The 11,183-nt window shown below is 60.1% G+C and carries 10 protein-coding genes; 6 read left to right on the top strand and 4 right to left on the bottom strand.

Annotation, left to right across the window (positions count from 1 at the left end):
* Positions 1–177 precede the first annotated feature (177 nt).
* On the bottom strand, positions 178–1,431 hold the full coding sequence (gene tyrS / locus PDO_RS04315; RefSeq protein ID WP_007598294.1) for a tyrosine--tRNA ligase: 1,254 nt from the start codon (positions 1,429–1,431) through the stop codon (positions 178–180).
* Positions 1,432–1,555: 124 nt separating this feature from the next.
* Between tyrS and PDO_RS04310 the strand changes: the two genes are divergently transcribed.
* On the top strand, positions 1,556–2,707 hold the full coding sequence (locus PDO_RS04310) for an anhydro-N-acetylmuramic acid kinase (RefSeq protein WP_052023382.1): 1,152 nt from the start codon (positions 1,556–1,558) through the stop codon (positions 2,705–2,707).
* On the opposite strand, the gene PDO_RS04305 is transcribed toward PDO_RS04310, so the two are convergent.
* The 3 genes from PDO_RS04305 to PDO_RS04295 all read right to left on the bottom strand — a co-directional run bounded on the left by PDO_RS04305 (position 2,694) and on the right by PDO_RS04295 (position 4,804).
* Positions 2,694–3,098 carry a GFA family protein gene (locus PDO_RS04305; RefSeq protein ID WP_007598292.1) on the bottom strand — a complete coding sequence of 135 codons (405 nt, stop codon included), beginning with the start codon at positions 3,096–3,098 and terminating at the stop codon, positions 2,694–2,696. The genes PDO_RS04310 and PDO_RS04305 overlap by 14 nt on opposite strands.
* Before the next feature lie 15 nt (positions 3,099–3,113).
* Positions 3,114–3,968, bottom strand: coding sequence for a patatin-like phospholipase family protein (locus PDO_RS04300; RefSeq protein ID WP_007598291.1), 855 nt, complete (start codon positions 3,966–3,968; stop codon positions 3,114–3,116).
* Between the two features lie 158 nt (positions 3,969–4,126).
* On the bottom strand, positions 4,127–4,804 hold the full coding sequence (locus PDO_RS04295; protein ID WP_007598290.1) for an alpha/beta hydrolase: 678 nt from the start codon (positions 4,802–4,804) through the stop codon (positions 4,127–4,129).
* Between the two features lie 204 nt (positions 4,805–5,008).
* Between PDO_RS04295 and PDO_RS04290 the strand changes: the two genes are divergently transcribed.
* The 5 genes from PDO_RS04290 to PDO_RS04270 form a co-directional block, all read left to right on the top strand.
* Positions 5,009–6,175 carry a cysteine desulfurase family protein gene (locus tag PDO_RS04290; protein ID WP_007598289.1) on the top strand — a complete coding sequence of 389 codons (1,167 nt, stop codon included), beginning with the start codon at positions 5,009–5,011 and terminating at the stop codon, positions 6,173–6,175.
* Between the two features lie 143 nt (positions 6,176–6,318).
* Positions 6,319–7,788 (top strand): Fe-S cluster assembly protein SufB, encoded by a 1,470-nt coding sequence (gene sufB, locus PDO_RS04285; RefSeq protein ID WP_007598288.1) that lies wholly within the window; start codon positions 6,319–6,321, stop codon positions 7,786–7,788.
* A gap of 250 nt (positions 7,789–8,038) precedes the next feature.
* Positions 8,039–8,794 (top strand): Fe-S cluster assembly ATPase SufC, encoded by a 756-nt coding sequence (sufC, locus tag PDO_RS04280; RefSeq protein ID WP_007598287.1) that lies wholly within the window; start codon positions 8,039–8,041, stop codon positions 8,792–8,794.
* A gap of 30 nt (positions 8,795–8,824) precedes the next feature.
* Positions 8,825–10,102 (top strand): Fe-S cluster assembly protein SufD, encoded by a 1,278-nt coding sequence (sufD, locus tag PDO_RS04275; RefSeq protein WP_007598286.1) that lies wholly within the window; start codon positions 8,825–8,827, stop codon positions 10,100–10,102.
* A partial coding sequence (locus PDO_RS04270; protein ID WP_007598285.1) for a SufS family cysteine desulfurase occupies positions 10,095–11,183 on the top strand: 1,089 nt, incomplete at its 3' end. The genes sufD and PDO_RS04270, both read left to right, overlap by 8 nt.

Below are 11,183 nucleotides of genomic sequence, written 5' to 3'. Positions count from 1 at the left end.
GGCCTTCTGGGCATCACATTCAAGCTGACGGGGGCTGTCGAGCGACCCAATCTCGTGATCAATCCGCTGTCGATCATCGCGCCGGGCGTGTTTCGCCAGATCTTCGAGTTCAGGTAACAAAAAACCCGCCAATGGCGGGTTTGATGCGGTCGCTGATGTGGTTGGTGTTCTACCGGATCAGACCGGGCGGACCAGGATGTGCTTCTTCTTGCCGAGCGACAGCTTGATCACACCATCGGCGGTCACTTCGCTCGTGCCGACAACCATCTTTTCATCCGTAACGCCGGCGTCGTTGAGTTTGACCGCGCCGCCCTGGATGTGACGACGGGCTTCGCCATTCGAGGCAGCAAGGCCTGCCTTGACGATCAGCGCAAGCAGGCCGATGCCTGTTTCCAGTTCATCCTTGACGACCTCAATGGTCGGCAGGTTGTCCGATAGCGCGCCTTCCTCGAAGGTCTTTCGTGCTGTCTCCGCTGCCTGCTCCGCTGCCGCACGTCCGTGCAGCATGGCGGTGACTTCGGTGGCGAGGACTTTCTTGACGTCGTTGATCTCCGAGCCGCCGAGTGCCGACAGCCTTGCGATCTCGTCCATCGGCAGGGTCGTGTAGAGCTTCAGGAAGCGCGACACATCGGCATCCTCGGTGTTGCGCCAGTACTGCCAGAAATCATAGGCCGATAGCATGTCCGGGTTCAGCCAGACGGCGCCGTTCAGCGACTTGCCCATCTTGGCGCCCGACGAGGTCGTCAAAAGCGGCGAGGTCAGCGCGTAGAGTTGCGGTGTACCCATGCGGTGGCCGAGGTCGATGCCGTTGATGATGTTGCCCCACTGGTCGGAACCGCCCATCTGCAGACGGCAGCCATAACGCTGGTTGAGCTCGACGAAATCGTAGGCCTGCAGAATCATGTAGTTGAATTCGAGGAACGACAGCGACTGCTCGCGGTCCAGGCGCGTTTTCACGCTGTCGAATGACAGCATGCGGTTGACCGAGAAGTGACGGCCGACATCGCGCAGGAATTCGAGGTAGTTGAGATCGCGCAGCCAGTCGCCGTTGTTGATCATCAGCGCGTCCTTCTGACCTTCGCCGTAGCTCAGGTAGTTGGAGAACACGCGCTTGATCGAGGCAATGTTGCTTTCGATCGTGTCGACGGTCATCAGCTGGCGGGCGTCATCTTTGAAGGACGGATCACCAACCATGCCGGTGCCGCCGCCCATCAGCGAGATCGGGCGATGGCCGGTCTGCTGCATCCAGTGCAGCATCATGATCTGGATGAGACCGCCGGCATGCAGGCTGGGTGCCGTCGGATCGAAGCCGATATAGGCGGTCACGGTTTCCTTGGCGAACAGTTCGTCGAGACCTGCCTCATCGGAGATCTGGTGAATGAAGCCGCGCTCGTCGAGCGTGCGGAGGAAATCGGACTTGAACTTCGTCATGACGGCCTAGCTTTCAGGTTCTGCAGTAAATTCCGTCGGCGCTTTAGCATTGTTTTTTTGAATTGTGCACCCGTTTCGACCATGAATGTGCGCGATAGGTGGCATGCGAATCGGTGATGGTCCCATGACGGCATTAAAAACGGTGATCGGCCTGATGAGCGGCACATCGATGGATGGCATCGACGTGGCGCTGGTGAAGACCGATGGCGAAACCGTGGTGGAGCGTGGACCGTTTCTGTCCATGCCTTACGAACCCGCCTTTCGTGATCGGCTGAAACAGGGGCTGGAGGACGCCAAGGCGATCGCCGTCCGCGAGCAGCGGCCGGGGGATCTGGCCGGTCTCGAGCGGGATCTGACCCTGCGCCATGGCGAGGCCGTTTCGCTGTTCCTGCAACGATACGCGCTGTCGGCAGCGGATATCGACCTTATCGGTTTTCATGGCCAAACAGTGCTGCATCGACCGGATCAGGCGCTGACCGTGCAGATCGGTGACGGTGCGCTGCTGGCGCGGGAGACGGGGATCGACGTCGTCTTCGACATGCGGGCCAATGACATGGTGCATGGCGGCCAGGGTGCGCCCCTGGTGCCGATCTATCATCAGGCACTTGCCCATGGCATGCCGCCCGAACAATGGCCGGTCTGCTTCGTCAATATCGGTGGTATCTCCAACCTGACCTATCTCGATCGCGATGGGGCGATCATCGGCTTCGACAGCGGGCCGGGCAATGCGTTGATTGATCAATGGGTCGAGGCGCATGCCGGCATTCCCTATGACGAGGGCGGGCGTATCGCATCGGAGGGCAGGGTGCTGATGCCGCTGGCTGAGCGCTATCTCGCCAATCCTTTTTTCACGGCCAGCACACGCCGTTCCCTGGACCGTAATGACTTTTCACCGCCGGCAGGAGATCAGGCGGAACTTTCGGATGGTGCGCGCACGCTGGCCTATGTGTCCGCGGCGGCAATCCTCAAGTCAGCAGCGCATCTTCCCGCTTTTCCGAAGACCTTCGTCATCTGTGGCGGGGGGCGGTTGAACCGGATCATCATGGATGACCTGGCGCAATTGGCGGAACAGCATGGAGCGTCCGTGGTGCGCGCCGAGCAGGCGGGCTTTGACGGCGATGCGATGGAGGCCGAGGCCTGGGCCTATCTCGCCGTGCGGGCGACCATGGGGCTGCCGATGACCTTTCCGACAACGACCGGTGTCAGGGAGCCGGTCACCGGCGGCGTGTTTGCCAGGGCGGATGCGTCGCGTACTACCGAGCCTACAATAGGCTGACATCTGCCGGAACGCGGTCCCAGCGGTTGGAGCGTCCATCCTCGTAGGTCAACGGGGCATTGCGAACCTCGTCGGCATCCACACCCTCAAGGCAACATATCTGGACATTCCAATAGCGTCGTCCGTCCTCCGGGATGTCCACATAGGCGAAAGGATGCACGCCACAGGTCCGGCAGAAGTAATGATGTGCCACATGGCCGCCGAAGGAATAATCAGTCAGTGCCTCGCGGCCCTTTGTGATGCGCACCTCATCCGAGTCGGCCTTTGCGCCCCACATGCGGTGCATGGCGCAGATCGAGCAATTGCATTTCACCGTGCCGAGGCCGAGATCCAGGTCAGCCTCGAACGCGACTGCGCCGCAGTGGCAACCGCCCCAATAGGTCCGCCGCATGGCTCTCTCCCGCTGCTATGCTGTCGCCAGCGTTTTCGCAAAGGCTGCACCGTCGCGCAAGCCGAGTTCAAAGGCATGACACAGGCCTTTTGCATCGCCGACGGCGAATTTGTTGACCGGCAAATCTTCGCTTGGACTGACAACATGCCTGTTGGGCGCGTGTGGCGGCGGGCGTCCATATCGGGTGGAGAGTAACAATGTCCGGCCACCTTGACGTTCGGTTTCCGCAAGCTTGCGCAGCGGTGGGTTGTCGACCAGTCCCCCGTCCAGGTGAGCCACCCCACGGATTCGTCCGATCGGCATGAACGGCGGCACGGAGGAGGTTGCCATGATCGCATCGACCAGATCCGCCGGTGCCTCGATGTCGTGGGTCGAGATCCACGTCGGCTTGAGGCCGAGATAGCCGCCGGCCCTGGAATGCACGCCACTGGTTACGGCCTTTTCGAGTTGGTAAGCCGCAATAGAGCCGATCGCGGCCAGACCGCCGGGCATCCATGCCGGCGGGCGCGACAGCTGGATCAGGATCGGCGGGGCGGCCTTCAGGGCCGCTAGTTCGGCTGTGCCGAATTGTTCGGTCAGCAGTTGTCGAAAGAGGGCACCGACGACCAGCGGCGACTGCCGCATGCGCAGCTTCGACCAGTCAAGGCCGGGCAGACCTCTCTCGGCAAATGAAAAAGCCGCTTCCCGCACTCGCTCACCAACGCCCGCCACGTTCATCACGCAATGATATGCGCCGGCCGATACGGCCACGTAATATTTAGGCTTTACCGGATGGGTGGCGTTGAGCGACTGGAAAAAGCCGCTCTGCCAGTAGCAGCGGTTGCCACCGCCGGCAAAGCCGATTGCATCGAAGGTCGGATTATCAGGCATGTCTATCTGTCGCCGGCGTGCAGTTGGGTGCTCTGTGTCGATGGACCAACTGGAACTTGCGATGCGATTTTTGTCAATCCGACCCGCGGATGCGGGATACCCAACAAAAAAACGCCGCTCTTTCGAACGGCGTCTTCAGTTGTTTCACAGCTATCTGTTTACCGGATGCGCTTGGCAGCGGGTTCCGGGACCAGTTCGCCTTCGAGGCGGCGGTCGAGGTAGTCCTCGCATTCGCCCATCAGCGTTTCGACCTGGCCGTTGAAGAAGTGGTTGGCGCCTGGAATCGTCTTGTGGGTGATCAGGATGCCCTTCTGCGCCTTGAGCTTGTCGACCAGGCCCTGGACATCCTTTTCCGGGGCGACCTTGTCGCTGTCGCCATGGATGATCAGGCCGGACGACGGGCAGGGGGCGAGGAACGAGAAGTCATAGGTGTTCGGTTGCGGCGCGATCGACATGAAGCCTTCGATTTCCGGGCGGCGCATCAGAAGCTGCATGCCGATCCAGGAGCCGAAAGAGTAGCCGGCGACCCAACAGCTCTTCGAATCCGGATGCAGGCTCTGCACCCAGTCGAGCGCCGAGGCGGCATCCGACAATTCGCCGGCGCCGTGGTCGAACTCGCCCTGGCTGCGGCCGATGCTGCGAAAGTTGAAGCGCAGCGTGGTGAAGCCGCGTTTCTGGAACATGTAGAAGAGCTGGTAGACGATCTGGTTGTTCATCGTCCCGCCGAATTGCGGATGCGGATGCAGGATGATCGCGATCGGCGCGCTCTTTTCCTTCGAGGGCTGGTAACGTCCTTCGAGGCGACCCGCAGGGCCGTTGAAAATGACTTCGGGCATTGAGACTCCGGTCAGTAAGAATTTTGCAGTTCTGTTCCATCAATTTAGAAACCTGACTTGACGAGATCAGTCAGCTTTTCTAAAACGAAGTTTAGAATTGTTCGAAACTGGATGCTGCGCATCCGGGATGAACGTGTCATAGTGCAAGCCCGGCCGAAATTTCAAGAAAAATGCGCCGGTGCTAATCAGAGGTTTCCAGAACAGATGGCGATTGAGCGCATCTATCTCGATTGGAACGCGACCGCGCCGCTTCTCGGCTGCGCGCGCGACGCCATGATCGAGGCGCTGTCTCTGCCTGGAAATCCGTCTTCGGTGCATGCGGAAGGTCGTTCGGCCAGAACGCTTGTCGAGCAAGCGCGCCGCGATGTTGGTGCGCTAGTCGGTGCATCGTCTGCAACGGTGACCTTTACGGCGAGCGCGACCGAGGCTGCCAACCATCTTTTGTCGCCGGTCTATCGCATGGGGCGCTCGGCCATTTCCATCGGCCGGCTTTATGTTTCTGCGATCGAGCACCCCGCCATTCGCGCCGGTGGGCGCTTTGCCGCAGATCGGGTGAGTGAGATTGCAGTTAAATCTTCGGGTGTGATCGACCTTGATGCCCTTGCTGCGCATCTTGCAGAGCATGACACGACGTCCGGTCTGCCGCTGGTGGCGCTTATGCTGGTCAACAATGAGACCGGTATCGTGCAACCCATTACCGAGGCTGCTGCGATTGTGCACAAACATGGTGGTCTGCTGGTCGTCGATGCGGTCCAGGCGGCCGGTCGCCTGCCTGTTTCCATCGATGCGCTCGGTGCAGATTTCCTGATCATCTCCGCCCACAAGATCGGTGGCCCCAAAGGCATCGGTGCGGTGATTGCGCGCGGCGAGACGCTGATGCCGGAACCATTGGTCCGCGGCGGTGGCCAGGAAAAGGGGCATCGCGCCGGCACCGAAAATGTTGCGGCGAGCGCCGGTTTTGGTGCCGCTGCCCGGTTGATGGCTGACGGGCTTGAGGCCCGAAACGCTGCCATTGCTGCGCGTCGGGATCGGTTGGAAGCGGCGATGGCACAACATGCGCCGGATCTACTGATCTATGGCCGCAGCGAACAGCGTGTGGCCAATACCAGCTTTTTCCATCTGCCGGGCCTGAAGGCCGAAACCGGACAGATCGCCTTCGATCTCGAAGGGGTTGCGCTGTCGGCCGGTGCCGCCTGCTCTTCGGGCAAGGTCGGCGCCAGTCATGTGTTGACGGCCATGGGTGAAGACGCAGCGACGGGCGCGCTCAGGCTTTCGCTCGGGCCTTCGACCACCGATGCGGAAGTCGACCGGGCCATTGAAGTCTTCGCCAAGGTGGCCGGACGGCGCAAGCTATCGGGGCAGGCCGCGTGAAATTGAGGAAGAAATTGGTTTTTGCCAATTTTTACCTTGCCAAGAGGGGGTGAAATAGTGCCTCCGAACATTACATATGGCGGACATCCCGCCCAACGTTAACAAGCTGCCGGACTTTGACCCGGCAAGATTGGAGAACGACCATGGCTGCTGTGCAGGAAACAATCGATCAGGTCCGCCAGATTGATGTCGATCAGTACAAGTATGGTTTTGAAACCACCATCGAAGTCGACAAGGCCCCGAAGGGTCTATCTGAAGATATCGTCCGCTTCATCTCGGCCAAGAAGAACGAGCCGGAATGGATGCTGGAATGGCGCCTCGACGCCTACAGGCGCTGGCTGACGATGGAAGAGCCGACCTGGGCGCGCGTCAATTATCCCAAGATCGACTTCAACGATATCTATTATTATGCCGCGCCGAAGAGCACGGCCGGCCCGACCTCGATCGACGATGTCGATCCCGAGCTGTTGAAGGTTTATGAAAAGCTTGGCATCCCTCTGCGCGAGCAAGAAATCCTGGCCGGCGTGCAGACCTCGAAGATTGCCGTCGACGCCGTGTTCGACTCGGTCTCGGTCGTCACGACCTTCAAGGAAGAACTGAAGAAGGCCGGCGTGATCTTCATGTCGATCTCGGAAGCTGTACGCGAGCACCCGGATCTGGTGAAGCAATATCTCGGTTCGGTCGTTCCTGTCACCGACAACTATTATGCGACGCTGAATTGCGCCGTGTTTACAGACGGTTCCTTCGTCTATGTGCCGAAGGGCGTTCGCTGCCCGATGGAGCTGTCGACCTATTTCCGCATCAACGAGAAGAACACCGGCCAGTTCGAGCGCACGCTGATCATCTGCGAGGAGGGCGCCTATGTGTCCTATCTCGAAGGTTGCACCGCGCCGCAGCGCGACGAAAATCAGTTGCACGCCGCTGTGGTCGAACTCGTGGCGCTCGACGATGCCGAGATCAAGTATTCCACCGTCCAGAACTGGTATCCGGGCGACAAGGACGGCAAGGGCGGCATCTACAACTTCGTCACCAAGCGCGGCGATTGCCGTGGCCATCGCTCGAAGATCGCGTGGACCCAGGTCGAGACCGGGTCTGCGATCACCTGGAAATATCCGTCCTGCATCCTGCGCGGTGACGATTCACAGGGCGAGTTCTACTCGATCGCGGTGTCCAACGGTCACCAGCAGGTCGATAGCGGCACCAAGATGATCCATCTCGGCAAGAACACCCGGAGCCGGATCATCTCCAAGGGCATTTCGGCCGGCGTGTCGCAGAACACCTATCGCGGTCAGGTTTCGATGCATCGCAAGGCGGAAAATGCGCGCAACTTCACCAATTGCGACTCGCTGCTGATCGGCGACAAGTGCGGCGCCCATACGGTGCCTTATATCGAAGTGAAGAACTCCACCGGCAAGATCGAGCATGAGGCCACCACCTCGAAGATCTCGGAAGACCAGAAGTTCTATGCCATGCAGCGCGGCATCCCGGAAGAAGAGGCGATCGCCCTGATCGTCAACGGCTTCGTCCGCGATGTTATCCAGGAGCTGCCGATGGAATTTGCGGTTGAAGCGCAGAAGCTGATCAATATCTCGCTCGAGGGGAGCGTGGGCTAAGGTCAGGACCACAATTCATTTGATGGAAACGGAGCAAGCCAAGCCAGACAGAAAGAAGCACACGTACTTGAAAAACAGAATGGCGCGCATTTACGAACGCTCGTCGCTCATACTGTTGATCATTTCGATCTGTTTCGTTCTCTTCGTTGCATTTTTTTCCGCCGAATGGCTGGAAACGATCTGGCGGGGGTTGCTCATCATTCTTACGCGCGGTCGAAGTGATCCGGCTGCCTGAAACAGGAACACAGACATGCTTGAAATTCGCAATCTCCATGCCCGTATCGCCGAAGACGGCACCGAAATCATCCGCGGCCTGAACCTGACCGTCAAGGCCGGCGAAGTGGCTGCCATCATGGGCCCGAACGGTTCCGGCAAGTCGACGCTGTCGTACATCCTGTCGGGCCGCGAGGACTATGAAGTCACCGAGGGTGATATTCTATATAACGGCGAGAGCATTCTCGAACTCGATCCGGCCGAACGCGCTGCCAAGGGCATCTTCCTTGCCTTCCAGTATCCGGTCGAAATCCCGGGTGTGGCGACCATGCAGTTCCTCAAGGTCGCGATGAACTCGCAGCGCAAGGCGCGTGGCGAAGACGAACTGACCACGCCTGAATTCATCCGCCGGGTGAAGGAAGCCGCAGCCGAGCTGAAGATCAACCCGGACATGCTGAAGCGTCCGCTTAACGTCGGCTTTTCCGGTGGCGAGAAGAAGCGCGCCGAGATCCTGCAGATGGCGCTGCTCGAGCCGAAGCTGTGCATTCTCGACGAAACGGATTCCGGCCTCGACATTGATGCGTTGAAGATCGTTGCCGATGGCGTCAACGCGCTGAAGCGTCCGGACCGAGCCACCGTGGTCATCACCCACTACCAGCGTTTGCTCGACTATATCGTGCCGGACAGCGTCCACGTCCTCTACAAGGGCCAGATCATCAAGAGCGGTGACAAGGATCTTGCACTGGAACTCGAAGCCAACGGCTATGCCGACATCACCGGTCAGGCAGCCTGATAGGCTCTCAAGTTTGAAGGAGTTGCAACGATGACATTGCAAGCGGCCAATCGGCTCACCGCAGCCGAGACCCAGCTCATCGACGCCTATACCAACCAGATCGGCAGCCTGCCGGGCGATGGTGCCGTGCTCTTGCAGCGCGACGGTCTGTTCGACACTCTGAAGCGCCAGGGTCTGCCAACCCGACGGGTCGAAAGCTTCCATTATACCGATCTCAAGGCACTACTGCGCGCTCTGCCGGCCGACGAGATATCGGCCGTGGCGGAAGGCGTTAGGCCGATCGTCACCAATGCCACGGTTCTGGCGATCCGCCAGGGCGTGGCGCAGGATGCCGGCTCTCTGCCGGAGGGTCTGACGGTCACTGCCTATCGCGACAGCCTGAAGGATGGCTCCGCCGCGCCGGCATTGACCGCCTATAACAGCGAAGACACGATCGGCCGGATCAACGGCGCCTTCGTGCGCGACGGCTTCAGCCTGGAGATTGCTGATGGCGCCGAGATCGAGGAGCTGATCGAACTGCAGTCGGTCCATGCGGCAGGTCACCTGCATCTGCGCTTCCCGGCCACGTTCGGCAAGGGCGCCAAGGCAACCATCGTCGAGCGCCATGTCGGCCAGTCGGATTCGGCGGCACTTGCGACCGTTGTCGCCGACCTGACGCTGGGTGACGGCGCCGAGGTCACCTGGGTCATTCTCCAGGGCGAAGGCGACGCCGACAGCCATCTCGGCCAGATCCGCGCCGATCTCGGCCCCAATGCCAAGTTCCGCCTGTTCATCATCAATGCCGGTGGCAAGCTGGTGCGCCAGGAAGTGCATGTGAAGACGACGGGCGAAGGCTCCGACTTCACCCTGCGCGCTGTCAACCTGCTCGGCGGTGACACCCATACCGATGTGACGATGACGCTTGGCCACAACGTGCCGCATACGACCTCGACCGAGATCATCCGCAACATTGTCTTTGATCGTGCCAAGGGCGTGTTCCAGGGCATGATCCGGGTTGCCCCCGACGCGCAGAAGACCGATGCGCGCATGGCCTGCAACACGCTGCTGATGTCCGACGATGCCGAATTTTCGGTCAAGCCGGAGCTCGAGATCTTCGCCGATGACGTGCAGTGCGCCCATGGCGCGACTGTGACCGACATCCAGAAGAACCATCTCTACTACCTGATGTCGCGCGGCATTCCCGAAAAGACGGCGCGTGGCCTGCTGATCAACGGTTTCGTTGCCGAGATCGTTGAAGAGCTGGAAGACGAGGCCCTCGTCGAGGCGCTGGAAGAAATCATCACGGATTGGCTGGAGCATCATGGCTGACACCGGCGTGGTCAAGGCAGGATATGACGTTGAGGCCGTACGCCGGGATTTTCCGATCCTGTCGCGCGAGGTCTATGGCAAGCCGCTGGTCTATCTTGACAATGCGGCGTCGGCGCAGAAGCCGCAAATGGTGATCGACGCGATCAGCCATGCCTATAGCCATGAATATGCGAATGTGCATCGCGGCCTGCATTTCCTGTCCAATGCCGCGACCGATGCCTATGAGGGCGCGCGCGAGAAGGTGCGACGGTTCCTGAATGCCGGCTCTATCGACGAACTGGTGTTCACAAAATCCTCGACCGAGGCGATCAACACGGTCGCCTATGGTTGGGGCATGAGCCATATCGGCGAGGGCGACGAGATCGTGCTGTCGATCATGGAGCATCACTCCAATATCGTGCCGTGGCATTTCCTGCGTGAGCGCCGCGGCGCCAAGCTGGTCTGGGCGCCGGTCACCGACGATGGCGCCTTCGATCTCGAGGCGTTTGAAAAAAGCTTGACGGAGCGCACCAAGCTGGTCGCCATCACCCATATGTCGAATGCGCTCGGCACCGTGGTGCCGATCAAGGACGTCTGCCGGATCGCCCATGCACGCGGTATTCCGGTCATGGTCGATGGCAGCCAGGGCGCCGTGCATCTGCCGGTCGATGTCCGCGATCTCGATTGCGACTGGTATGCCGTCACCGGCCACAAGCTCTATGGCCCGTCGGGCATCGGCGTGCTCTATGGCAAGATGGAGCGGCTGAAGGAAATGCAGCCGTTCATGGGCGGCGGCGAAATGATCGTCGAAGTGACGCAAGACCTCGTTACGTATAACGAACCGCCGCATCGTTTCGAGGCGGGAACCCCGCCGATCGTCCAGGCGATCGGCCTCGGCTATGCGCTCGACTACATGGAAAGCATCGGCCGCGAGGCGATTGCAGCTCATGAAGAAAGCCTGCGTGCCTATGCCCATGAGCGGCTTTCGGCGATCAATTCGCTCCGGATCATCGGCAATGCGCCGGGCAAGGGCTCGATCTTTTCCTTCGAACTCGCCGGGATCCATGCCCATGACGTGTCAACGATGATCGACCGACGGGGC

Origin of the sequence: Rhizobium sp. PDO1-076 (assembly GCF_000247475.1) — a bacterium.
Taxonomy (GTDB): domain Bacteria; phylum Pseudomonadota; class Alphaproteobacteria; order Rhizobiales; family Rhizobiaceae; genus Allorhizobium.
This window is presented reverse-complemented; position numbering and strand designations above follow the sequence as displayed.

Bases quoted from the DNA above. Each gene is read 5' to 3' on its own strand.
- tyrS (WP_007598294.1), bottom strand. From the start codon at position 1,431: ATGACGAAGTTCAAGTCCGATTTCCTCCGCACGCTCGACGAGCGCGGC.
- PDO_RS04310 (WP_052023382.1), top strand. From the start codon at position 1,556: ATGACGGCATTAAAAACGGTGATCGGCCTGATGAGCGGCACATCGATG.
- PDO_RS04305 (WP_007598292.1), bottom strand. From the start codon at position 3,098: ATGCGGCGGACCTATTGGGGCGGTTGCCACTGCGGCGCAGTCGCGTTC.
- PDO_RS04300 (WP_007598291.1), bottom strand. From the start codon at position 3,968: ATGCCTGATAATCCGACCTTCGATGCAATCGGCTTTGCCGGCGGTGGC.
- PDO_RS04295 (WP_007598290.1), bottom strand. From the start codon at position 4,804: ATGCCCGAAGTCATTTTCAACGGCCCTGCGGGTCGCCTCGAAGGACGT.
- PDO_RS04290 (WP_007598289.1), top strand. From the start codon at position 5,009: ATGGCGATTGAGCGCATCTATCTCGATTGGAACGCGACCGCGCCGCTT.
- sufB (WP_007598288.1), top strand. From the start codon at position 6,319: ATGGCTGCTGTGCAGGAAACAATCGATCAGGTCCGCCAGATTGATGTC.
- sufC (WP_007598287.1), top strand. From the start codon at position 8,039: ATGCTTGAAATTCGCAATCTCCATGCCCGTATCGCCGAAGACGGCACC.
- sufD (WP_007598286.1), top strand. From the start codon at position 8,825: ATGACATTGCAAGCGGCCAATCGGCTCACCGCAGCCGAGACCCAGCTC.